This window comes from Azoarcus indigens, assembly GCF_004361735.1.
In the GTDB taxonomy this organism is placed as follows: domain Bacteria; phylum Pseudomonadota; class Gammaproteobacteria; order Burkholderiales; family Rhodocyclaceae; genus Azoarcus; species Azoarcus indigens.
In genome coordinates, this window is record NZ_SNVV01000004.1 from 119,561 (window position 1) to 144,029 (window position 24,469).

The 24,469-nt window shown below is 68.8% G+C and carries 17 protein-coding genes; 16 read left to right on the top strand and 1 reads right to left on the bottom strand.

The window, feature by feature from the left end; genetic code table 11:
* Positions 1–156: 156 nt before the first annotated feature.
* The 13 genes from C7389_RS06515 (at position 157) to C7389_RS06575 (ending at position 15,870) form a co-directional block, all read left to right on the top strand.
* Positions 157–927 carry a PP2C family protein-serine/threonine phosphatase gene (locus C7389_RS06515; RefSeq protein ID WP_133589555.1) on the top strand — a complete coding sequence of 257 codons (771 nt, stop codon included), beginning with the start codon at positions 157–159 and terminating at the stop codon, positions 925–927.
* Positions 928–982: 55 nt separating this feature from the next.
* Entirely contained in the window at positions 983–1,714 is a 732-nt protein-coding gene (locus tag C7389_RS06520) for an FHA domain-containing protein (RefSeq protein ID WP_133589557.1), read from the top strand.
* Between the two features lie 147 nt (positions 1,715–1,861).
* On the top strand, positions 1,862–2,629 hold the full coding sequence (locus C7389_RS06525; protein ID WP_133589560.1) for an MBL fold metallo-hydrolase: 768 nt from the start codon (positions 1,862–1,864) through the stop codon (positions 2,627–2,629).
* A gap of 97 nt (positions 2,630–2,726) precedes the next feature.
* A complete protein-coding gene (locus tag C7389_RS06530) occupies positions 2,727–5,087 on the top strand; it encodes a GspE/PulE family protein (protein WP_133589562.1) in 2,361 nt (786 codons plus the stop codon).
* A gap of 82 nt (positions 5,088–5,169) precedes the next feature.
* On the top strand, positions 5,170–5,865 hold the full coding sequence (gene rpe / locus C7389_RS06535; protein WP_133589564.1) for a ribulose-phosphate 3-epimerase: 696 nt from the start codon (positions 5,170–5,172) through the stop codon (positions 5,863–5,865).
* Position 5,866: 1 nt separating this feature from the next.
* On the top strand, positions 5,867–6,547 hold the full coding sequence (locus C7389_RS06540; protein ID WP_133589566.1) for a phosphoglycolate phosphatase: 681 nt from the start codon (positions 5,867–5,869) through the stop codon (positions 6,545–6,547).
* Positions 6,548–6,812: 265 nt separating this feature from the next.
* Complete coding sequence (trpE, locus tag C7389_RS06545; RefSeq protein WP_133589568.1) at positions 6,813–8,288, top strand: anthranilate synthase component I; 1,476 nt, start codon at positions 6,813–6,815, stop codon at positions 8,286–8,288.
* A 165-nt stretch (positions 8,289–8,453) separates the two neighbouring features.
* The gene (locus C7389_RS06550; protein WP_133589570.1) at positions 8,454–9,023 is read left to right on the top strand and encodes an aminodeoxychorismate/anthranilate synthase component II; all 570 of its coding nucleotides are present in this window, start codon (positions 8,454–8,456) and stop codon (positions 9,021–9,023) included.
* Positions 9,024–9,067: 44 nt separating this feature from the next.
* Positions 9,068–10,108 carry an anthranilate phosphoribosyltransferase gene (trpD, locus tag C7389_RS06555; RefSeq protein WP_133589572.1) on the top strand — a complete coding sequence of 347 codons (1,041 nt, stop codon included), beginning with the start codon at positions 9,068–9,070 and terminating at the stop codon, positions 10,106–10,108.
* On the top strand, positions 10,105–10,893 hold the full coding sequence (trpC, locus tag C7389_RS06560) for an indole-3-glycerol phosphate synthase TrpC (RefSeq protein ID WP_133589574.1): 789 nt from the start codon (positions 10,105–10,107) through the stop codon (positions 10,891–10,893). Before trpD ends, trpC begins: the two co-directional genes overlap by 4 nt.
* A 6-nt stretch (positions 10,894–10,899) precedes the next feature.
* Positions 10,900–14,847: a translocation/assembly module TamB domain-containing protein gene (locus C7389_RS06565; protein WP_133589576.1), complete on the top strand. Its 3,948-nt coding sequence runs from the start codon at positions 10,900–10,902 to the stop codon at positions 14,845–14,847.
* Between the two features lie 83 nt (positions 14,848–14,930).
* The gene (gene msrA / locus C7389_RS06570) at positions 14,931–15,491 is read left to right on the top strand and encodes a peptide-methionine (S)-S-oxide reductase MsrA (protein ID WP_133589578.1); all 561 of its coding nucleotides are present in this window, start codon (positions 14,931–14,933) and stop codon (positions 15,489–15,491) included.
* A 34-nt stretch (positions 15,492–15,525) separates the two neighbouring features.
* Positions 15,526–15,870: an FKBP-type peptidyl-prolyl cis-trans isomerase gene (locus C7389_RS06575; RefSeq protein WP_133589580.1), complete on the top strand. Its 345-nt coding sequence runs from the start codon at positions 15,526–15,528 to the stop codon at positions 15,868–15,870.
* Positions 15,871–15,957: 87 nt separating this feature from the next.
* Here the strand turns inward: C7389_RS06575 and recQ are convergent, their stop codons facing one another.
* Complete coding sequence (gene recQ, locus C7389_RS06580) at positions 15,958–17,772, bottom strand: DNA helicase RecQ (protein ID WP_246034658.1); 1,815 nt, start codon at positions 17,770–17,772, stop codon at positions 15,958–15,960.
* Positions 17,773–17,911: 139 nt separating this feature from the next.
* Here recQ and C7389_RS06585 point away from each other — a divergent pair, with 139 nt between their 5' ends.
* Genes C7389_RS06585 through C7389_RS06595 form a run of 3 tightly spaced genes read left to right on the top strand, consistent with a single transcriptional unit; the run spans position 17,912 to position 24,451 of the window.
* Positions 17,912–20,131 (top strand): putative bifunctional diguanylate cyclase/phosphodiesterase, encoded by a 2,220-nt coding sequence (locus tag C7389_RS06585; RefSeq protein ID WP_133589584.1) that lies wholly within the window; start codon positions 17,912–17,914, stop codon positions 20,129–20,131.
* Entirely contained in the window at positions 20,118–21,290 is a 1,173-nt protein-coding gene (locus C7389_RS06590) for an ABC transporter substrate-binding protein (protein ID WP_133589586.1), read from the top strand. The genes C7389_RS06585 and C7389_RS06590 overlap by 14 nt, the downstream gene beginning before the upstream one ends.
* Positions 21,287–24,451: a PAS domain S-box protein gene (locus C7389_RS06595; protein ID WP_133589588.1), complete on the top strand. Its 3,165-nt coding sequence runs from the start codon at positions 21,287–21,289 to the stop codon at positions 24,449–24,451. The genes C7389_RS06590 and C7389_RS06595 overlap by 4 nt, the downstream gene beginning before the upstream one ends.
* The last annotated feature ends 18 nt before the right edge of the window (positions 24,452–24,469 follow it).

Sequence of the window (24,469 nt, forward strand, 5' to 3'; positions counted from 1 at the left end):
GGCATGGGGCCACGCTAGAATGAAACGATAGGTCCGGAACGGGCCGACAGCAGGCGGGGCGTGCCCCTGATTTTGCACAGAGCGGCCGCGATTGCCGGCCGATTCAACGATGACAGCTGCGGGCGGCATCGCGGAGCCATCAGGCAGGGAGCGTGTGTGGCGGTAGTGGAAACGCAGGGAGGCGCACCGCTGTTGCGCTGTGCCTGCCGAACCGATGTCGGCCGGGTAAGGGCGCGCAACGAGGACGCGTACCGGACTGTGCCGGACCGGGGCTGGCTGGTGCTGGCCGACGGTATGGGCGGCTACCGCGGCGGCGACGTGGCTGCTGCCATGGCGGTTGACGCGGTAGTCTCCCGCCTCGAGGCTGAACAGGCGGTATTGAAGGATGCCGCTGCCTTGACGCAAGTGTTGCGCTCGGCCGTAGCCGAGGCCAATGCAGAGATTCATGACGTTGGATTGAGGCGCGTCGAAGTGGCCGGAATGGGTTCGACCATAGTGATAGCGACCTTTCTGCCCGGAGTCATGGTGTGCGCGCATGTCGGCGACTCCCGCCTCTATCGCTTTCGGGATGGCGTCCTGACCTTGCTGACGAGGGATCACACCTTGTTGCAGGAGCAGGTGGACGCCGGCATGATTCACCCCGACGAAGCGCGGCGTTCCCGTTTCCGTGGCATGCTCACGCGCGGTCTCGGAATAGAACGGATGGTTGAGCTGGACGTGGCCGAGCATGAAACGCAGTGGGGCGATTGCTACCTGCTGTGCTCCGATGGTCTGACGGACATGCTGATGGATGACGAAATCGAGGCCGAGATCGGCGTCGGCGGTAGCCTGGACGATATCGCCGGGCGGCTGGTCGATCTCGCCAACATGCGCGGCGGGCGGGACAATGTGACCGTCATTCTTGCCCAGAGCGCGGGAAGCAGATAATGAAAGCAATGAATGCGTCCGTACGAGCGGGCGAACCGGGGAGCGGGTGCTAGCAATGCCGAAGTTGATCCTCAGCATGGACGGGCTGGTGCTCAAAGAGATCGTCCTGAACAAGGGGCGGACTTCGATCGGGCGCAAGCCGAACAACGATATCCAGATCGACAACCTGGCAATCAGCGGCCAGCATGCTGTCATCACCTGCATCCTCGAGGATGCCTTTCTTGAAGACCAGAACAGCACCAACGGCACCTATGTAAACGGGCAGCCGATCAAGAAGCATGTGCTGCAGAACAATGATGTGGTCGAACTCGGCAAGTACCGCCTCAAGTTTTTGGCGGATGCGTCCCAGCCCGGGCTCTCTCCTTCCGAGATGGTGGAAACGGCTGCGCTGAAGCCCTTCGAGATCGGAACCATCGCCACCGACTCGGTCGACGCCCGGCCGCTGAGGGGCGCGGCGACGGCGACGCAGACCCAGGTCCTGCCGGCGGACGCGCTGCAGCGGGAGGAATTGCTGGCGGATGATCGCCAGGGCTTCGTGCAGGTGCTCAGCGGTGCCAATGCCGGGCGGGAACTGGCGCTGACCAAGTCGCTCACCACGCTGGGCAAGCCGGGCAAGCAGGTGGCAGTGATTGCCCGCCGGCCGCACGGCTACTTCATCACCCATGTCGAAGGCACGACCTTTCCGGTGGTGAATGGCCGCACGCTGGACGTGCAGGCGCACAAGCTGGGTGACCACGACATCATCGAGATCGCTGGCGTGAAGATGGAGTTCTTCCTCCGCGCCTGAGCCTGCTCCCGGCCCCTTTCCTGGCGGCGGGGATGGGCGTGATTTTTTCCATAGGCCTCCGGCTGGGCCAGATGCTAAGGTCTCCACCTGATCACAGGGGAGCAGGACGGCAGGTGCGAGGGCACCGGCGCCGCGCAGCGATCTTTCATGAAACTCAAGGTTCTGGGATGTAGCGGGGGCATAGGCGGCGCGGGAATGCGCACCACCGCCTTTCTCGCCGACGACGACATCCTGGTCGATTGCGGTACCGGCGTGGGCGATCTGGAACTGGACGCCCTGCGCCGCATCGACCACATCTTCATCACCCATGCTCATCTCGATCACATCGTCTCGATTCCCCTGATGATCGATTCGGTGGGCGACAGCCGCAGCGTGCCGGTCACCGTCTATGCCTCGGCGGAGACGATCCGCATCCTCCGCTCCCACGTCTTCAACTGGCTGGTGTGGCCTGATTTCAGCGCCATACCTGACCGCCACCGCCCCTTCCTGCGCTTCCAGCCACTCAAGGTCGGCGAGTCCGTAAAGCTTGGGGCGCGCACCATCACGGCCCTTCCTGCGCACCATACGGTGCCCGCTTTCGGCTACTGCCTGGACGGCGGCGACGGTCAGCTGGTGTATTCCGGCGACACGGCCTATTCCAGTGAACTCATTGCCGCGATCAACAAGGTGCCGCGCCTGCGCCACCTGATCGTGGAGACCGCTTTTTCCGACGAGCAGCACGGCCTGGCGGTGGCTTCCCGGCATCTCTGCCCCAACATGCTTACCGCCATGCTGGATGAGATCCACGGCCATCCTGAAGTCCATGTGAGCCACCTCAAGCCCGGCCTGGGCGAGCGCATCATGGCGCAGCTGGCGGCCTACCGGGGGCCGCTGCGGCCCCGGCAGCTGGAACAAGGGCAGGTTCTGGAGTTCTGAACTGTTTCATGGGATGTGCGGACGCTTGCCGGGCTGGCGACCGCCGCGCGGATAAAATGGGCGCAATCGGCCCTTCATCTCGACAAGCGAACCCCTTATGAACGCAAACCCCGCAAAAGCCCCCGCTGGTGGCAGCGCGGTTGCCAGCCGCCTGGCCTTCTTCAAGGGCCTGCAGGCGATCACCACCCGCATCCACGCCGCCCATGACATCGACGAGATCATCTTCGAGCTGTCCGCCGATCTGTGCGCGCTGTTCGATGCCGAGCGCCTGTCCATCTACATGGTGGAGGAGGGGGGCAATGCCATCGTCACCCGGGTGAAGACCGGCTTGCAGGCGGCGCAGAGCATTCGGCTGCCGATCGCCGAGAACAGCGTCGCCGGTTACGTCGCCAGCAAGCGGCAGATGCTCAACATCGCCGATGTCTATGACCGCGAGGAACTATCCGCCTTCTCTCCCAAGCTGGAGTTCCGCCGCGAGGTGGATGAGACCACCGGCTTTCGTGCCCGGCAGATGCTGGCCGCGCCGGTGATCGACCCCGACAGCGGCACGCTGCAGGGCGTCATCCAACTGATCAACAACGCCGCCGGCGGGCGCTTCTCGGCGGTGGCCGAAGAGGGCCTGATGGGCCTGGCGCAGACCCTGGGCGTGGCTTTCGCACGGCGGGCCAAGGCGCCGGCGCAGCTGCGTTCCCGTTTCGATGCGCTGGTGGCGGATGGGCGCATCACCGCCGACGAACTGGCCGAGGCGACGCGGGAGGCGCGCGCTGGCGGCAAGTCGACCGAGACGGTGCTGATAGAACGCCTGAACGTGTCGGCGGCCGAGATCGGTGCCGCGGCCGCGCGCTTCTACGGCGTGGCCTATGAGCCCTTCCGCCAGGAACGTGTCAAACCCATGGATCTGCTGCGCAACATCAAGCGCGAGTATGTGCTGCAGAGCCTGTGGTTGCCGCTGGAGGAGACCACCGAAGGGGTGGTCATCATGGCGGTGGATCCGGAGCAGGTGCGCGGCTCGCGGGTGGCACAGAACGTCTTCCCCAAGAAGCGGCTGGCCTTCCGTGTCACCACCCGGGAGGAGTTCGAGCGTACCGCCAACCAGATGTTCGAGCGCTCGCTGGACTCGGGCTCGGCTTCCGACCTGCTGTCCGACATGGACGAGGACGGCGACGATGCTTCCCTGTCCGACGATGTGAATGCGGCGGCGGACAACGAGTTGGTCAAGCTGGTGAACCGCGTCATCGTCGATGCCTATCGCCAGGGGGCTTCCGACATCCACATCGAACCGCGCGGCGGCAAGGAAAAGACGCTGATCCGTTTCCGCAAGGACGGTACCCTGGTGCCCTACATCGAGGTGCCCGCCAGCTACCGCAACCCGCTGGTCACCCGCATCAAGATCATGTGCGACCTCGACATCTCCGAGCGCCGCAAGCCGCAGGACGGCAAGATCAAGTTCCGCAAGTACGCGCCGCTGGACATCGAGCTGCGGGTGGCCACGGTACCCACCGCCGGCGGCCTGGAGGATGTGGTGATGCGCATCCTCGCCCATAGCGAGCCCATTCCCATCCGCGAACTGGGCCTCAGCCCGCACAACCTCGCCGGCGTGGAGCGCACCGTCGCCAAGCCCTACGGCATCTTCTTCGTCTGCGGCCCCACCGGCTCGGGCAAGACCACCACGCTGCATTCCATCCTCGGTCACATCAACACGCCGGAGACCAAGATCTGGACTGTGGAGGACCCGGTCGAGATCACCCAGAAGGGTTTGCGGCAGGTGCAGGTGAACCGCAAGGCCGGGCTGGACTTCGCCACCATGATGCGGTCCTTCCTCCGTGCCGACCCGGACGTGATCATGGTCGGCGAAATGCGTGACAAGGAAACGGTGTCCATCGGCATCGAAGCCTCGCTCACCGGCCACCTGGTGTTCTCCACGCTGCACACCAACAGCGCGCCGGAGTCGGTGGTGCGCCTGCTGGACATGGGCATGGACCCGTTCAACTTCGCCGATGCGCTGCTCGGCGTGCTGGCCCAGCGCCTGGCCAAGCGCCTGTGCCGCCACTGCAAGCTTGCCTACGAGCCGGACGAAGCCGAACTCAACCACCTGCTCGACGAGTACTGCGAAGACATGCACGGCACGCCGGACTTCCGTGCCGGCGCCGGGGCCGCGCGGGCTGCCGTCCTCGCGCGCTGGCGCAAGGAGTACGGCGATGGGCAGGGCCGCTTCACCCTCTATCGTGCCGCTGGCTGCCCGGAATGCACTCAGGGCTACAAAGGCCGGGTGGGCCTGCATGAGCTGATGCTGGGGTCGGACGAGATCAAGCGCCTGATCCAGGAGCGGGCGCGGGTTGCCCAGTTGCTGGAGACGGCGCTGGGCGAGGGCATGCGTACCCTGCGCCAGGACGGCATCGAAAAAGTGCTGTCCGGCGTCACCGACCTCAAGCAGGTCCGCAAGGTCTGCGTGCGCTGACGCCGGCCGGCTTGGTGCCTGATGGGGGCGGAGTAGAATCCGCCCCTCTGTTTTTGTTCTTCCGCTTTACCGGAGTGCCTCCATGTTCCGCATCGCTCCCAGCATCCTCTCCGCCAACTTTGCCAAGCTCGGCGAGGAGATCACCAACGTCATCGCCTCCGGGGCGGACTGGATCCACTTCGACGTGATGGACAACCACTACGTCCCCAATCTCACCATAGGTCCGATGGTGTGCGAGGCCATCCGCCCGCTGACCCAGGCGCCCATCGATGTGCACCTGATGGTGAAGCCGGTGGATCGCATCGTTCCCGACTTCGCCAAGGCCGGCGCCAACGTAATCACCTTTCATCCGGAAGCTTCCGACCATGTGGATCGCACCCTGGGCCTGATTCGCGAGCACGGCTGTCAGGCCGGCCTGGTGTTCAACCCGGCCACGCCCCTGAGCTACCTGGACTACGTGCTGGACAAGGTGGACATCGTGCTGCTGATGAGCGTGAACCCCGGCTTCGGCGGGCAGAAGTTCATCCCTGCCGCGCTGGACAAGCTGCGCGAGGCCCGCGCCCGGCTGGACGCCTACGAGGCCAGGAGCGGCCGCCACATCCTGCTGGAGATAGACGGCGGGGTGAAGGTGGACAACATCGCCGGGATCGCCGCCGCCGGCGCGGACACCTTCGTTGCCGGCTCCGCCGTGTTCGGCGCCGCCCGCGAGACGGACGCGCACCGCTATGACAGTGTGATCGCCGAACTGCGGCGCGAACTGGCCAAGGCCGGGGCCTGACATGGCGGCGGTCGAGCGCTTCCCGGTGCGTGCCGTCCTGTTCGACCTGGACGGCACCCTGCTGGACACCATAGGCGACCTGGTCGAGGCCGCCAATCGCATGCTCGCCGAACTGGGCCGTCCGCTGCGCAGCCCGGCGCAGATCCACAGCTTCGTCGGCAAGGGCGTTGCAATGCTGGTGCGCCGCTGCCTCACCGAGGATGCTCACGCCACCGAGGTGGAAATCGAGCGTGGCATTGAGGTGTTCCGTCGTCACTATGCCGAAATCAACGGCGACACCACCCGCATCTACCCGGGCATAGAGGACACCTTGCAGGCGATGCGGACGCTGGGGCTCAAGCTGGCTGTTGTCACCAACAAGGCCGAAGAGTTCACGCTGCCGCTGCTGGAGCGCATGGGTTTCGCCGGCCGCTTCGACGCCGTCGTCAGCGGCGATTCGGTGGCGACCAAGAAGCCGGACCCCGCCATGCTGCACCACGCCTGCGGCCTGCTTGGCATAGGCGCGGCGCAGGCGCTGATGATAGGCGACTCCGCCAACGACGCCCTCGCCGCGCGTGCCGCCGGCATGCCGGTGCTGCTGGTGGACTACGGCTATAGCGAGGGCATGCCGGTGGACACCATCGAATGCGATGGGCTACTATCCTCGGCACTCGAAGCGCTGGACCGGATCGCAGTGGCATAGGCAGCCCCTAGGCAATACCCAGGCCCGCACCGGAAAACTCTTCCAAACAGCCCTCGCAGCACATCCAACACCTCCCATCGTGACTCTCGCAAACCGGGTTTCGGACAAGAAGATCGCAACCGACCGTAGCATCCAGCTGTGCTGGCGTGCCGGTTGGTGGTGGCCTGCGGGCCAATAAAAGCGCACCCCTTCGCGGGGGCCGCCGGTAGTTCCAGGCCGCCGCCCGCACCCAGTCCGAATCGTCCCCGAGTTTTGTGGAGCCACCATGCTCGAACAAGAATTCAATGCCCTGGCCGCCCAGGGCTATAACCGCATCCCGGTTACCCTCGAGACCTTTGCCGATCTCGACACCCCGCTGTCCATCTACCTGAAGCTCGCCAACGAGTCCTACACCTACCTGCTGGAGTCGGTGCAGGGCGGCGAGCGTTTTGGCCGCTATTCCTTCATCGGCCTGTCCTCCCCCACCCGCATCGAGGTCTATGGCCGCTCGGCGTTGCTGCTCACCGGCAACCGCCTGGTGGAGCGGCGCGACTACGGCGATCCGCTGAACTTCGTCGGCGAGTTCATGAACCGCATCAAGGTGCCGCCCAGCGACAGCCTGCCGCGCTTCGCCGGCGGCCTGGTCGGCTGCTTCGGCTACGACACCGTGCGCTACATCGAGCCGAAGCTGGCCAAGGCGGAGAAGCGCGACGAACTGGGTACGCCGGACATCCTGCTGCTGTTGTCGGAAGAAGTGGCCATCGTGGACAACCTCTCCGGCAAGCTCACCCTGGTGGTCTATGCCGAGCCGGAAGTGCCGGGGGCCTACAAGCGCGCCAAGCGCCGGCTGCGCGAACTGCTGGCGCGGCTGCGCGAGCCGGTGAGCATTCCGGAGGAAATCCGTGCCGAGCCGCAGCCGGAGGTCTCCAGCTTCGGCGAAGAGGCCTTCAAGGATGCGGTGCGGCGCGCCAAGCAGTACATCGTCGATGGCGACGTCATGCAGGTGGTGCTGTCCCAGCGCATGAGCAAGCCCTACGCCGCTAGCCCGATGGCGCTGTACCGCGCCATCCGCAGCCTCAACCCCTCGCCCTACCTGTTCTACTTCAACTTCGAGGACTTCCACGTCGTCGGCGCCTCGCCGGAGATCCTGGTGCGGCTGGAGGATGGCGACGTCACCGTGCGCCCCATCGCCGGCACCCGCAAGCGCGGCGCCACCCCGGCGGAAGACCTGGCGCTGGAGCAGGACCTGCTCGCCGACGAGAAGGAGCGCGCCGAGCACCTGCAGTTGCTGGACCTCGGCCGCAACGACGCCGGCCGGGTCGCCGAGATCGGCTCGGTGCGCGTCACCGAGAGCTTCGCCGTCGAGCGCTACTCCCATGTGATGCACATCGTCTCCAACGTCGAGGGCCGGCTGAAGGAAGGGCTGAATGCGCTGGCGGTGTTGCGCGCCACTTTCCCGGCGGGCACGGTATCCGGTGCGCCCAAGGTGAGGGCGATGGAGATCATCGACGAGCTGGAGCCGGTCAAACGTGGCATCTACGCTGGCTCGGTGGGCTACATCGGCTTCCATGGCGACATGGACCTCGCCATCGCCATCCGCACCGCGGTGCTGAAGGATGGCCAGATCCACGTGCAGGCCGGCGCCGGCATCGTCAGCGATTCTGATCCGGATGCTGAATGGCAGGAAACCCGCAACAAGGCGCGCGCCATGTTGCGCGCGGCGGAGATGGCCGAGGGAGGCCTGGATACCCGGGTGGAGTGAGCGGATGAACGCCCAGCGCCTTTCCGCGATACCAGCTCCGCCCCGGCAAACCCTGTTTCACCCGCAGCGCCCGGCAATGGCGGCGGAGCGATGGCGGCCCTGGCTCGCCTCCCTGCCGCGCCCGGTGCGCAACCCACTTCCAGAAACGAGACCTGCGGGGTCGAAATGCTGCTGATGATCGACAACTACGACAGCTTCACCTACAACCTGGTGCAGTACTTCGGCGAACTGGGCGCCAAGGTGAAGGTTTATCGCAACGATGAAATCACCCTAGAACAGATCGCCGCGCTGCAGCCCGAGCGTCTGGTGATCTCGCCTGGGCCGTGTTCGCCGGCGGAGGCGGGCATTTCGGTGGCCGCCATCAAGGAGTTTGCCGGCAAGCTGCCCATCCTCGGCGTCTGCCTGGGCCACCAGAGCATAGGTGCGGCTTTCGGCGGCAAGGTGGTGCATGCGCAGCGGCCGATGCACGGCAAGACCTCGCCAGTGCGCCACCGCAACAGCGGCGTGTTCGCCGGCCTGCCTGACCCGCTGTGCTGCACCCGTTACCACTCCCTCGCCATCGAGCGCGCCTCGCTGCCGGACTGCCTGGAAATCACCGCCTGGACGGAGGATGGCGAAATCATGGGCGTGCGCCACCGCGAATTCGATGTGGAAGGCGTGCAGTTCCATCCCGAGTCCATCCTGACCGAGCGTGGCCACGACCTGCTGCGCAACTTCCTCCGCGCGGCGGCCTGAGCGGCCCGCCCCGGCTTCCGCTACGAACAGACAAGGAAAAGAGCATGAGCATCACCATCCAGCAGGCGCTGCAGCGCACGATAGAGCACCGCGAAATCTTCTTCGACGAGATGCTCTCCCTGATGCACCAGATCATGGCCGGCGAGGTGTCGCCGGTGATGACCGCCGCCATCCTCACCGGGCTGCGCGTCAAGAAGGAAACCATAGGCGAGATCACCGCCGCCGCCACCGTGATGCGCGAACTGGCGACCAAGGTGGTCGTGGCGCCGCCGCATGATCACTTCCTCGACGTCGTCGGCACCGGCGGCGACGGCTCGCACACCTTCAACATCTCCACCGCCACTATCTTCGTCGCCGCCGCGGCCGGCGCGCGCATCGCCAAGCACGGCAACCGCAGCGTGTCGTCCAAGTCTGGCAGCGCCGACGTGCTGGAGGCGCTGGGCGCCAACATCGTGTTGACGCCGGAGCAGGTCGCCGAGTGCGTGGAAGCGGTGGGCATCGGCTTCATGTTCGCGCCCAGCCACCACAGCGCGATGAAGAACGTGGCCGCGGTGCGGCGCGAGATGGGCGTGCGCACCATCTTCAACATCCTCGGCCCGCTGACCAACCCGGCCAGCGCGCCCAACACGCTGATGGGCGTGTTCCATCCCGACCTGGTCGGCATCCAGGCCAGGGTGATGCAGCGCCTGGGCGCCAACCATGTGCTGGTGGTCCATGGCCTGGACGGCATGGACGAAGTCAGCCTGGGCGCGGCCACGCTGGTCGGCGAGCTGAAGGACGGCCAGGTGCGCGAGTACGAGATCCATCCGGAAGACTTCGACCTGGCCATGGCCGGCAGCCGCAACCTGCGGGTGGAAGACGCCGACGAGTCGCGCCAGACCCTGATAGGCGCGCTGGAGAACCGCCCCGGCCCGGCGCGCGAAATCGTCATCCTCAACGCCGGTGTGGCACTCTATGCGGCCAATCTGGTCGACTCCATCGGCGCCGGCATCCTGCGCGCCCGCGAGATCATCGCCTCCGGCGCAGCGCGGGCCAAGCTGGACGAGTTCGTGCGTTACACCCGCCGTTTCGGAGCCCCGCAATGAGCGACATCCTTGCCAAGATCGTCGACGTTAAGCGTCAGGAAGTGGCGGCGGCGCTGACGCAGAAGCCGCTCGCCGCGGTGCGCGCCGAGGCGGAGGCGGCCGCGCCGGCGCGGGATTTCGTTGGCGCGATGCGGGCGAGGATGGCCGCCGGCCGGCCTGCGGTCATCGCCGAGATCAAGAAGGCCAGCCCCTCCAAGGGCGTGATCCGGGCGGATTTCGATCCTCCCGCCATCGCCGCCTCCTACGCCGCCGCTGGCGCCGCCTGCCTGTCGGTGCTCACCGACCGCCCCTTCTTCCAAGGCGCGCCGGAGTACCTGCAAGCCGCCCGCGCCGCCTGCGAGCTGCCGGCGCTGCGCAAGGATTTCCTCGTCGACACTTACCAGGTCTATGAAGCGCGGGCGATGGGCGCGGATGCCATCCTGCTGATCGCCGCCTGCCTGGACCTGGCGCAGATGCGCGACATGGAAGCCATCGCCTGGCAGCTCGGCATGGCGGTGCTGGTGGAAGTGCATGATGGCGCCGAGCTGGAGCAGGCGCTGCAGCTGCAGACGCCGCTGGTCGGGGTGAACAACCGCAACCTGCGCACCTTCGAGGTTTCGCTGGAGAACACGCTGGCGCTGCTGCCGGCGATGCCGGCCGACCGCATCGTGGTCACCGAGTCCGGCATCCTGCAGCCGGCCGACGTGGCGCTGATGCGCGGCCGCGGCGTCAATGCCTTCCTCGTCGGCGAAGCCTTCATGCGCGTGCCGGAGCCGGGCGACGGCCTGCGCGCGCTGTTCGGGTAAGGACGGATGACGGGGCCGGACGCCAGCCAGCAGACGCCCGCCCGCCCCCAGGGCCGCCTGCGCCGCTGCGCCTGGTGGCTGCTTTCCGCCATCCTGCTGCTGGTCGCGGTGGCGCTGGCCGCCGCGGCCTGGCTGCTGGGCACCGAATCCGGCCTGCGCACGGCAGCCGGGCTGGCGCAGAGGGCTGGCGTGGAGATCGAAGCGCCCACCGGCTCCCTGGCTGGTCCGCTGCGCCTGGGCCGGCTGCATTTCGTCAGCGCCGATCTGGTGCTGGACCTGCGCGGGCTGGAACTGGACTGGCGGCCATCGGCGCTGCTGTCCGGCCAGCTGGCCATCCAGCGCCTGCGGGCGGAGGAGGTCGATGTGGCCCGCCGTGCCGTGCCGGACGACCAGGCCGATGCTCCGCTCACTGCACCCGGCAGCCTGCGTTTGCCGCTGGCCGTGGCGGTGGACAGCCTGGAAGTGGATCGCTTCGCCCTGCGTGATTTGGACGATCCGGCCGCGCCGCCCGCTTTCTCCTTCGACACCCTGCGCGCCGCCTTCCACAGCGATCGCGAGCATCACCGCCTGGACGGCCTGCAGCTCCGCCTGCCTTTCGGCGACGCCACCCTGGCTGCCGAACTCGGCGCCGCCAGCCCCTTTCCGCTCCAGGCCGAGGCCAGCCTCGCCGGCCAGCGCGAGGCGCATGACTACCGGCTGAATCTCAGTGCCGATGGCGATCTGCTCGCGCCGCGGCTGCAGTTGCAGGCCGAGGGCGCCGGCATGCAGGGCACCGGCCAGGTCGAAGCCACGCCCTTTGAACCGTTGCCGCTGCGCAATCTGCAACTCGAACTGAGCGGGCTGGACCCCGCGCGCTTCGCGCCGGAAGCGCCAAAGGCGCTGCTCGACCTCAACGCCGACCTGCAGGCGCAGGCGACCGCGGACGGCGGCATCGGCCTGCGAGGGCCGGTGCGCTTGAGCAACCGCCAGCCGGACACCTGGGACCGCGGCGGCCTGCCGGTGGATGGCCTGGCCGGCCAGATCTACTGGCGCGGTGCGGAAGCCGGCGTGGAAGGGCTGGAGCTGCGCCTGTCCGGCGGCGGCCGCATCAGCGGCAGCGCCAGCCGCAAGGCGCCGGACGCCCCGCCTGTGTCTGCTGGCGAACCGGTCGCGGATGAGCCGGCTGCCGTCATCGGCCAGGTGTTTGCCGCGCTGCGCCTGGAAGGCATAGACACCTCCCGGCTGGACAGCCGCCTGCCGCGCCAGCGCATCGGCGGCTCGCTGCGGGCGGAGGCGGACGACGCCCGCCAGCAGGCCGAACTGGCCTTGCAGGTGGGCAGCGCCAGGCTGGACGGCAAGGTCGAGCTGCAGGCCGAGGCGGACGGCACCCGCCGCTTCGCCGCCAGAACACAGCTGCGCAACCTGGACCCGGGCGCGGTCTATCCCGGCGCGCCGTCGGCAAGGCTCAACCTGGATCTGGATGCCAGCGGCCGCCTGGCTGAGCCGCTGACGCTGGACCTCGCCTTCGCCATGCCGGAAAGCCGCTTCCAGGGCCATCCGCTGACCGGCAGGGGCAAGCTCAGGCTGGAGGGCGAGCGCCTGCCGCTGGTGGATCTGGCGCTGGACGTGGCCGGCAACAAGGTCGCCGCCAACGGCGCCTGGGGCGGCAAGGAGGATCGCCTGACGCTGAACGTGGATGCCCGCGCGCTGGCCGCGCTGGGCTACGGCCTTGCTGGCCAGGCCAGCCTGCAGGGCGAAGTGCGCGGCGGGCTGGAAGAGCCGGCCGGCTCGATGCAGCTCTCTGCCAACGCGCTTGGCTTGCCCGGCGGCTTGCACATCGCCAACGCCCAGGGGCAGGGCTCGCTGGAGCCGGGCAGGAGCGGCCGCTTCGCGCTGGCGCTGGACGTGCTCGGCGTTCGTCAGGCGGGCGAGTCAGGCACGCTGGTGGACCACGCCAATCTCAACGCCCAAGGGCAGCGCGATGCCCATGTGATCGAACTCGCCGCCGAGGGTCTGCAGCACGACACCCTGAGCCTGCGCCTGGAAGGCGGCGCGGATACCCCCGCCAGCGGCCCGCGCTGGCGCGGCAGTCTCGCCCGGCTGGAGATCGGCGGCCGCTTCCCGCTCAAGCTGGAGGCGCCGGCGGCGCTGGAGCTGGCGGCCGATCGCGCGCAGCTCGCTGCTGCTTCCTTCTCCGCCGGCGAGCGCGGCCGCATCCGGCTGGAGGAAACCCGCTGGTCGCCCGCTTCCAGCGCGGTGCGCGGTTCGCTCACCGGCCTGGTGCTGGATCTGGCCGCCCTGCAGGAAGGCCGGCGGCGCAGTCGCGGCGCGCTGACACTGGGCGCCGAATGGGATCTGCGCCTCGGCAACACGCTGGATGGCGAAGCGCGGCTGTTCCGTGAGTCCGGCGACCTCAGGCTGGATACCGGTGCCGGGCTCAGCCTGGGGCTGGAGACGCTCGAAGCCCGGCTGACCGCCCAGGCCAACCGGCTGGGGCTGAGCTTCAACGCCCGCGGCAGCGAGCTGGGCGAGGTCGCCGGCTCCGCCAGCACCCAGTTGTCCCGCACCGCGGACGGCGGCTGGCAGCTGGCGCCGGATGCGCCGCTGGCCGGCTCGGCCACCGTGTCCATTCCCTCCATCGCCTGGGTGGGCCGCCTGCTGGAGGAGAGCGTGGAGACTGCTGGCAGCCTGAACGCCGAGTTCTCGGTCGGCGGCACGCCGGAGGCGCCCCAGGCCGCCGGCACCATCCAGGGCGCCGGCCTGCAGATCGCGCTGGTGGACCAGGGCCTGATCCTGTCCGGCGGCGAGCTGGATGCCGCCTTCGACCGCGAGCGCCTGCGCCTCAACAAGCTGGCCTTCGTTTCCCCCAACCGGGCGAGGCCGCGCGACAACCGGGTGCCTTTCGCCCGCCTCACCGCCACCCCCGGCACGCTGGAGGCCAGCGGCGAGGTGGCACTGGAAAGCGGCGACGGCCGCTTCCAGTTCAGCGCCGACCGCCTGCCGCTGCTGCAGCGGGCGGACCGCTGGTTGATCCTCTCCGGCAAGGGCGAGGCGCGCACCACCTGGACCTCGGCCAACATCGACGCCGCCTTCCGCGCCGATGCCGGCTACCTGGAGATGGGCGAGTCGGCGCCGCCGGCGCTGTCGGAAGACGTGGTGGTGATCGGTCGCAACGACCAGCCGGCGGGAGAGGGCGGCGGCTTTGCGCTGACCGCGGATGTGCGGGTGTCGCTGGGCGATGCCCTCTACCTCTCCGCACTCGGGCTGGACACCCGCCTCGGCGGCGAGCTGCGCCTGCGCCAGCAGCCCGGCCGCGGCCTCAGCGCCACCGGCACCGTTTCCACCGTGGACGGCAGCTTCCGCGGCTACGGCCAGAACCTGTCGATAGAGCGCGGCCTGGTGAACTTCCAGGGCCCGGTGGACAACCCCGGCCTCAACATCATCGCGCTGCGCAAGGGCTTGGCGGTGGAGGCCGGTGTGGCCATCACCGGCAGCGCGCGGCGGCCGGAGGTGAGGCTGGTGTCCCAGCCCAACGTGCCGGACCCGGAGAAGCTGTCCTGGATCGTGCTCGGCCGGGCGCCGGACGCCGCCGGCGGCGCCGACCTCGCGCTGCTGTTGCCGGCGGCGCAGGCGCTGCTGGGCGGCCCCGGCGGCGGCATGACGGAGGAGCTTAGCCGCAGCCTGGGCTTCGACAGCTTCTCCATTGGCCAGGGCGAACTCAACAGCGCCTCCCGCACCGCTACCAGCCAGGTGGCCGGTGGCGGCAGCACGGTGAGCGACCCCACCGTCACCGGCCAGGTGCTGTCGGTGGGTAAGCGGTTGTCTTCCGATCTGGTGCTGTCCTTCGAGCAGAGCCTGGGCGGCGCGGAGACGCTGGTGAAGCTCAGCTACCAGCTCAGCCGCCGGGTGTCGCTGGTCGCCCGCGGCGGCACCGACAACGCGCTGGATGTGTATTACTCCCTCTCTTTCCGTTGATATCGGGAACCGACGCTTGAATGCGGCGTCGGCTATGTTGTCTTATGAGCAAAATCCCAAGAGAACAGAGAGAGGCGAACGAAATGACGACGACTAACGAAAGCCGGCGAGAGACGGCGATTCTGGGCGGCGGATGCTTTTGGTGCCTGGAAGCGGTGTTCCTCGAAGTGGAGGGGGTGGAGTCGGTGGTCTCCGGCTACAGCGGCGGCCACCTGGAGGCTCCCACCTACCGTCAGGTGTGCGCCGGCGGCACCGGCCATGTCGAAGTGGTGAAGATCGAGTTCGACCCGGCGCGCATCAGCTTCCGCGAACTGCTGGAGATCTACTTCACCATCCATGACCCCACTACCCTGGACCGTCAGGGCAACGACATCGGCACCCAGTACCGCTCGGTGATCTACTTCACCTCCGACGAGCAGTTCCACACCGCGCTGGCGCTGATCGAGGAACTGGGCGAGGCGCGCGTCTACCCGCACGCCATCGTCACCCGCGTCGAGCGCGCCGGCCCCTTCTGGCCGGCCGAGGTGGAGCACCAGGAGTACTACGCCAACAACAGCGACCAGCCCTACTGCCAGTACGTGGTGGCGCCCAAGGTGGCCAAGTTCCGCGAGAAGTTTGCCGGCCGCCGGCGGCAGGGCGGGTAGAATCGCCGCTTTTCGATCACGCAGGAGAACCCCGATGACCCAGACCACCACGCCCAGCGGCCTCGTCTACGAGGACATCGAGAGTGGCAGCGGCGACCTCGCCGAGAAGGGCGCCATGGTGTCGGTGCACTACACCGGCTGGCTGACCGACGGCACCAAGTTCGACTCCAGCAAGGATCGCAACGACCCGTTCAACTTCCCGCTGGGCGCTGGCCACGTGATCCGCGGCTGGGACGAAGGCGTGCAGGGCATGAAGGTGGGCGGCACGCGCAAGCTGACGATTCCGCCGGAACTGGGCTACGGCGCGCGCGGCGCCGGTGGCGTGATTCCGCCGAACGCCACCCTGGTGTTCGAAGTGGAACTGCTGAAGGTGCTGTGAGCCGCTTCAGACCGCTCATGCAGCAAGGAGGAACGCCGGCTCGTGCCGGCGTTTTCATTCGGGCGCCCGGGTAGCACGGGTCCCGCCTCAGTTCGTCTCCGCAATCACCTGCAGGATGGCATCGCCGTAGGCGTCCAGCTTGCGGTCGCCGATGCCGGAGATGCCGGCCAGTTCATCGCGGCTGGCGGGTCGGGCGACGGCGATCTCGCGCAGCGTGGCGTCGTGGAAGATGACGTAGGCCGGCACGTTGCGCTCCTTGGCCGTTTCGGCGCGCCAGGCGCGCAGGCGGTCGAACAGCGTGGTCGGGATGCCGCCGGGAATGTCGATGCGGGCCGGGCGCTTGCTGCGGCGCTTGTCGCGCTCCGGCACCAGCCGCATCAGGAACTCGGCCTCGCCGCGCAGCAGCGGGCGGGCGAGGTCGGTAAGCGCCAGCGCACCGTAGCGTTCGTGGTCCACCGCCACGTATTCGCGCGCCACCAGCTGGCGGAACAGGGTGCGCCACTGCTTCTCGTCCAGCTCGGCGCCGATGCCGAAGGTGCTCACCTGGTCGTGGCCGCGCTCCAGCACCTTCTCGCTGCGTTCGCCGCGCAGCACGTCGATGAGGTGGCCGGCGCCGTAGCGCTGGCCGGTGCGATAGACGCAGGACAGCGCCTTGCGCGCGGCGTCGGTGGCGTCCCAGGTCTGCGGCGGGTTCAGGCAGTTGTCGCAGTTGCCGCAGGGGGCGGCGTCCTCGCCGAAGTAGGCGAGCAGGTGCTGGCGCCGGCAGGTGGTGGCTTCCACCAGGCCGACCAGCACGTCGAGCCGGTTGCGCGCCAGGCGCTTGAAGTCCTCGCCGGCCTCGGATTCGTCGATCATCCGCCGCTGCTGCACCACGTCCTGCGCACCCCAGGCCATCCACGCCTGCGCCGGCAGGCCGTCGCGGCCGGCGCGGCCGGTTTCCTGGTAGTAGCCCTCGATGGAGCGCGGCAGGTCGAGGTGGGCGACGAAGCGCACGTCCGGCTTGTCGATGCCCATGCCGAAGGCGATGGTGGCCACCATCACCAGGCCGTCCTCGCGCAGGAAGCGGGTCTGGTGCTCGGCGCGCTGTTCGGCGGGCAGGCCGGCGTGGTAGGGCAGGGCATTGACGCCCTGCTCGCACAGCCAGGCGGCGGTCTCTTCCACCTTGCGGCGGGACAGGCAATAGACGATGCCGGCGTCGCTGGGGAATTCCTCGCGGATGAAGCCGAGCAGCTGGCGCCGCGCATCCTGCTTGTCCACGATGGTGTAGCGGATGTTGGGGCGGTCGAAGCTGGAGACGAAGCGGCGCGCGTCCTCCAGCCGCAGGCGCTGGGCGATCTCCTCGCGCGTCTGGCGGTCGGCGGTGGCGGTGAGGGCGATGCGCGGAATCGACGGGTAGCGCTCCGGCAGGATGGAGAGCTGCAGGTATTCCGGGCGGAAGTCGTGGCCCCACTGGGACACGCAGTGCGCCTCGTCGATGGCGAACAGCGCCAGCCGGCCGGTGTCGCGCAGGTGGTCGAGCTGGTCGAGGAAGCGCGGCGTCATCAGCCGTTCGGGGGCGACGTAGAGCAGGTCCAGCTCGCCGTCGTAGAGCGCGCGCTCCACCGCGCGGGCGCGGTCCATGTCCAGGCTGGAGTTGAGGAAGGCGGCGGAAACGCCGGCCTCCACCAGTGCGCTCACCTGGTCGTGCATCAGCGCGATCAGCGGCGACACCACGATGGCGGTGCCTTCGCGCAGCAGCGCCGGTACCTGGTAGCACAGCGATTTGCCGCCGCCGGTGGGCATCAGCACCAGAGCGTCGCCGCCGGCGGCGACGTGCTCCACGATGTCCTGCTGCGGACCGCGGAAGGCGGTGTAGCCGAAGACGTGTTCGAGGACGTGGAGCGCGGAGGGGGCGGGCGGCATGGGCGACATCGGCCGCTATTCTACCGGCGAGCGGGGGCGCTGTATGCGGCGTGGCTTCGCTGCTCTAAACTGCGGCATCCTGCCGTCCGTCGGACAGTGTTGCGGACGACACGCACATAGCGCCAGTAACGGAGCCTGCATGAGCGACGACGATCTGCTCGAGTTTGCCGATGAACCGCAACCCGTAACCGGGCCGCACAGGGAAAGAAACAGGCAGGCGTGGAAGATACTGATCGTCGATGACGACGAGGACGTACATCGCAGCACCGAGCTGAGCCTGTCCGGCACCGAGATCCTCGGGCGGCCACTGCTTTTCCTGCATGCCCATTCCGCCGCGGAGGCGCGCAGCTTCTTCGCCGACGGCGCCGATCTGGCGGTGATCCTGCTCGACGTGGTGATGGAGACCGAAGATGCAGGTCTGCGGCTGGTGGAGGAGATCCGCAACCGCTACGCCCTGCGCGAGACGCGCATCATCCTGCGCACCGGCCAGCCCGGCTACGCGCCGGAACTGGAAGCGATACGCGACTACGACATCAACGACTACAAGAACAAGACCGAGCTTTCCCGCGGCCGGCTGTACGCGGCGCTGACAGCGGCGATCCGCACCTACATGCAGATCCACGTCATCAACGCCGGCCGCATCGGCCTCAGCAAGATCGTCAATGGCAGCGCGTCGCTGTTGCAGACCAGCGGCATCGCCGAATTCGCCGCCGGCGTCATCACCCAGATCGCCGCCTTGCTCGGACTGCAGCCGGAGGGCCTGGTCTGCGCCCGCCGCGACGGCGACACCCGGCCGGTGGTGATCGCCGCCGCCGGGCGCTTCGAGCACGCCATCAGCCATCCGCTGTCCGCCATCGGCGACCCGCTCATCGCCGACATGCTGGAGCGCGCGCTGGTGGAGGGCGCCACCGTGCTGGAGGCGGGCAACGGGCTGGCGCTGCACATCGGCGGCGGCCCTGACTGCGCGCTGGCCGCCTATGTGGATGCGGAGCTGATGGACGAAGGGCTGGATGCCCATCTCATCCAGGTGTTCTGTGCCAACGTCTCCGTCTGCCTGGACAACGCCCATCTGCTGGAGCGGCTGAACGCGTATTCCTATTACGACCAGTTGCTCAACCTGCCTAACCGGCGCCACCTGATCGAGATGGTGGACCAGCACCTTGCCGCCGGTACCCGGGCAGACGGCCTGCTGGCGGTGATCGACGTGGATCATTTCGGCGAGATCAATGGCGCTCTCGGCCACCGCTTCGGCGATTGCCTGCTGCAGGCGGTGGCGGAGCGCTTGGCGCATGGCTGCGGCGATGCGCAGGTGGCGCGGGTGGGCAGCGACACCTTTGCGGTGTTCTGGCGCGGCTGCAGCCCGGACGAGGCCGTCCTCGCCGGCCTGTTCGAGCGGCCGCTGGCGGTGGAGGGCAACGAGATCACCGTCTCCGTCACCATAGGCGTGGTGCGGCTGAAGGAGGTGCAGGGCGATGGCAGCGAAGCGCTGGAGGATGCCTTCCTTGCCCTCAAGCAGGCCAAGCGCGCCGAGCGCGGCAGCCTCACCAGCTACACCCGCCGCATCGGCGAGGAGATCCGCGACCGCGTCAATCTGCTCAACGAGCTGCGCAAGGCCTTCGCCGACGACCACCTCTTCCTCGTCTATCAGCCGCAGATCGAGCTGGCGAGCGGCCGCTGCGTCGGTGCCGAGGCGCTGCTGCGCTGGCGCGCCGCCGATGGCCGCATGGTGCCGCCGGACCGCTTCATCGCCCTGGCCGAGCGCTCCGGCCTCATCACCCCGCTGGGCGAATGGGTGATACGCCACGCTTGCCGCCAGGCCGCCGAGATGGCGGAGCTGGGCTTCGACCTCCGCATGGCGATCAACGTCTCCTCCATCCAGTTCCGCGACCCCAGCTTCCTCGACAAGCTGCGCGCCGCGGTGGCCGATAGCGGCGTGCGGCCGCACTGCATCGAGCTGGAGATCACCGAATCGGTGGCCATGGGCGAGCCGGGGCGGATGATAGAACTGTTCGACCAGATCAAGGCCATGGGCCTGGAGGTGGCGATAGACGACTTCGGCACCGGCTTCTCCTCGCTCTCCTACCTGCAGCAGATGCATGTGGACCGGCTGAAGATAGACCGCAGCTTCGTCTCCGAGCTGGACCGCCCGGGCAAGGGCGCGGAGATCGCCGAACTGGTCTGCGGTCTGGGCCACCGCCTCGGCCTGGAACTGGTGGCCGAGGGCATAGAAACCGAGGCCCAGGCCGCGGCCCTGCGCGCCATGGGCTGCGAACTGGGCCAGGGCTGGCTCTACGCCAAGCCGATGCCGGCGGCCGAGTGGCTGGCCTGGCTGCGCGCCCACGCCGGTGCTCGCGGCTGACATGGGCGCCGGCCGGGTCGCGGGCTGGCGTCGCTTCGCCGCCGGTGCGCTGACCCTGGCGGCGGTGCTGGCCGCCGGCGCCTGCGCCAAGCCGGAACCGGTGCGCATCGGCTTCATCGGCAGCCTCAGCGGACGCTTCTCGGACGCCGCCATCGAAGCGCGCAGCGGCGTGCTGCTGGCGCTGGACGACGCCAACGCCAGCGAGCCCGGCCGCCGCTTCGAGCTGGTGGTGAGGGACGACGGCCAGCGCCCGGATACCGCGCGTGAGGCCATGAAGGCGCTGATCGATGCCGGCGCGGTCGCGGTGATCGGGCCGATGACCAGCTCGGTGGCCGAGGTGGTGGTGCCGATGGCGAACGAGGCCGGCATCACCCTGCTGTCGCCTTCCGTCACCGGCAGCCAGCTGGCCGGGAAAGATGATTACTTCCTGCGCGTGGTCTCCACCGCCCAGACCTATGGCTCGGTCAGCGCGCGCTACTTCCTGGAAACCGAAGGCAGCCGGCGGGTGGCCTTGATCACCGACGAGGCCAACGCCGCCTATACCGCGGACTGGGCCGACAGCTTCGAGAGCGCCTTCAAGGCCGGCGGCGGCAGCGTGGTGCGCCGGGAGTCCTTCCGTGGCGACACGTCGTCCAGGCTGCGCCCCCAGGTCGAGCGCATCCTGGCCGCCCGGCCGGACCTGGTGGTGGCGGTGGCCAGCGTGGTGGATGTGTCGCGCATCGCCCGGCTGGTGCGGGCGCGGGAGCCGCGGCTGCGCCTGGCGGCGTCGGAATGGGCCGCCACCGAGCAGTTGATTGAGATAGGCGGCCGAGCGGTGGAGGGCATGTACGTGCCGCAGTTCTTCGATCGCGACAGCAGCGCGCCGGCCTACATCGCCTTCCGCCGCAGTTACATCGAGCGCTTCCAGGTGGCGCCCGGCATCGTCAGCGTGGCCGCCTACGACGCCGCCCATCTGCTGCTCGACACCCTGCGCGAGGCGCCGGACGCGAGCCGCGCCGAGGTGCGCCGGCGCCTGCTCGCCCACGGCGGCTTCGACGGCCTGCAGCACAGGGTGGCGCTGGACGCCTACGGGGATTCCCGCCGCGATCTCTTCATGGCGGCGGTGCGAGTGGGCCAGTACCGCAAGGTGGCGCTGCTGGACGGGGAGGAAACCCGGTGAGCGGCCAGCCGGACCCCGGTTCCAGCCTGCCGCCGCGCTGGCGCGCGCGGCTGCGGCTGCCGGGGGCGCGGCTGTCGCACCTGCTGTTCCTGCGTTCCATCCTGGTCGCCACCATCACCTTCGCCATCGTCTATCCGCTGGTGGTCGGCTGGCTGCTGCCGCAGAACGAGGGCGAGGTGGAGCGCCGCCAGATCCAGCTCGCCCGCGCCATCCGCGCCCAGGTGGAGTCGGTGCTGGATGGGCCGCGCTTCGCCGTCTCCAGCTTCGCCCGCATTCTCGCCGACCTCGGCCGCGGGCCGGAGGCGACGCTGTCCGCCCGGCTGGATGCCTTCGTCGATGCCGGCAGCGGCTTTTCCAACGTCTACCTGCTGGACGGCCTGGGCATGGTGGTCGGCGTCGGCGTGGAGTCGGAGCGCCGGCTGCTGCGCAATGAGTTGATCGGCATCGACTTCTCCTCCCATCCCCTGTGGCGGCTGGCGCAGGACGCCGCCGACGTGCGCTGGACGGACGCCTTCCTGTCGCCGGTCAGCGCCCGCCGCACGGTGGCGGTGGCCTACCGCATCGGCGCCCACACCGTCATCGCCGAACTGCAGCTGAAGGATTTCATGACGCGGGTGCAAGGCCTCAGCGAGGGCAGCAGCGTGGCCACGCTGGTGCTGGACCGGCGCGGGCATGTGTTGGTGGACTCCTCCGCCGACCCGGACACCCACTACCTGGATTTCAGCGGGTTCGACTTCGTCCGCGACCGCAGCCGCGATGAGCTGCCGCTGGTGCATTTCGAGCTGATGGGCGAGGAGATGGTCGGCTCGCTGCTGCGCATCCCTGAGCTGGACTGGGGGGTGCTGGTGATGCGGCCCACGGCGGAGGCCTATCGGCCCGCGCGCACCGCCGGCACCATCATGATGCTGGGCCTGCTGTGCGCGGTCGTGCTGGGGCTGGCCGGCGCCGGCATGCAGGCGGCGCTGTTCGGCCGCCAGTTCCGCAGCCTGGGCGAGTTCGCCGAGCGCATCGCCCGTGGCGACTACGGCCTGCGCTGGCGGCGCTCGCGGGTGGTGGAGTTCAACGAACTGGCCGCGGCCTTCGGCGGCATGAGCGAGGCCATCCATAGCCGGGAAGAAGCCATCGCCGCCAGCCAGGCGGCTTACCGCGAAATCCTGGAGAGCACCTCCGAGCTGGTGCTGAGGCTGGACGACGCGGCGCGGGTGGAATACGCCAACCCCGCCGTCTGCCGCCTGCTGGGCGTCGCGCCGGAGGCGCTTGCCGGCCAGCCGCTGGATGCCTACTTGCAAGGCGGGGAGGGCGCCGGTGGCCGCTGGTGCGACGCGGCCCTCGCCGCGCTGCGGGCCGGGGCGCCTACCGCCTCTTTTGAAGGCCAGGTGGTGGACTGCGCCGGCGGCCATCACCGGGTGGCGTGGACGCTGCACCTGGGCGAGCAGGGCAAGGGCGGCATCGCTGCCATCGGCCACGACCTCACCGCCCGCTGGCTGGCGGCGGAGGCGCTGCGCCGCAGCGAGGCCCGCCTGCGGGCGATGCTGGACAACGCCACCGAGGTCGCCATCCGGTGGTATGACGCCGCCGGCCGGGTGGTCTACTGGAACCCCGGCTCCGAGCGCCTGTACGGCTTCACCGCCGAGCAGGCCATGGGACGCACGCTGGAGCAGCTGGTGCTGTCGCCGCGGCAGGCCGAGCAGTATGCGCAGATGCTGGCCGGCATAGACCGCGCCGGCGGAACCCGGGGCCCGGAACTGATGGCGGTGCGTCGCGCCGACGGCCGGATGCTGCAGGTGCTGGCCACGCTGTTCGCCATTCCGGCGGAGGAGGAGGGCGACTACTACATCGTCGGCATCGACCTCGACGTCACCGCGCAGCTGGAAGAGGAGAGTGCCCGGCGCGAGGCGGAGCGCAAGTTCTCGGCGGTGTTCCAGGCTTCGCCGGTGCCGATGGCGGTGTGGTCGGAGGACCTGCGGCTGGTGGATGCCAACGCCGCCTGGGAGCGCTTGTTCGGTTTCGATGCCGAGGCTTCCCGCGGCCGGGCGAATCACACCTTCGGCTTGTGGTGCGATACCCGGCAGCGGGCGAGCTTCTTCGAGCGCATCGCCGCCGCGCCGCTGGTGCAGGCGGAAGAGGCCTGGATGCAGCCGCAGGGCGGCGGCGACCGGCGGCTGTGCGAGGTCTCGGGCAACAAGGTGGAGCTGGCCTCGCTGGGCGTGATGTTCGTCGTCGCCTACGAGGACATCACCGCCGAGCGCGAGGCGGCGCAGCAGCTGCGGGAGCTCAACGACACGCTGGAGCAGCGGGTGAGCGAGCGCACCGCCGAACTCAGCGCCGCGCTGGATCACCTGCGGGTGACGCAGGAAGGCCTGCTGCGCTCGGAGAAGATGGCGGCGCTGGGCTCGCTGGTGGCGGGCGTTGCCCATGAGCTGTCCACCCCGCTGGGCAACAGCCTGATCGCCTCCAACACGGTGCGCGATCACACCCGCGCCATGCAGCGCGAGCTGGCGCAGGGGTTGAAGCGTTCCTCGCTGGAGCGATACCTGGAAGAGACGGTTTCAGGCAACGACATCATAGAGCGCAACCTCGGCCGGGCCGCCGAGCTGGTGGCCAGCTTCCGCCAGGTTGCGGTGGACCAGGCGAGTTCGCAGCGGCGGGAGTTCGCCCTCACCGAGGTGGTGGACGAGATCGCGATGACGCTGCGCCCGTCGCTGAAACGCCTGCCCTACGCGTTGGAGACCGAGGTGGCGGAGGGCTTGATGCTGGACAGCTACCCCGGCCCGCTGGGGCAAGTGCTGACCAACCTGATCAACAACGCCATCACCCACGCCTTCGAGGGCCGCGACAGCGGCCGGGTGAAGGTCAGTGGCCGCGCGGACGGCGAGGCGCATGTGCTGATCGAAGTGAGCGATGACGGCTGCGGTATTCCGCCCAGCCATCTGCGCCGCATCTTCGACCCCTTCTTCACCACCCGGCTGGGCCAGGGCGGCAGCGGGCTGGGCCTGCACATCGTCGATTCGCTGGTGCGCGACCTGCTGGGCGGCAGCATAGACGTAAGCAGCGCGCCCGGCTGCGGCACCACCATGCGCCTGCGCCTGCCGCGCCGGCCGGGTGGCGGAAGCAGGGCGGAACAGCGGGCGGCCGGAACGGACGGGCCGGGCCCGGTCTGAGCGACGGCCCGCGGGGCG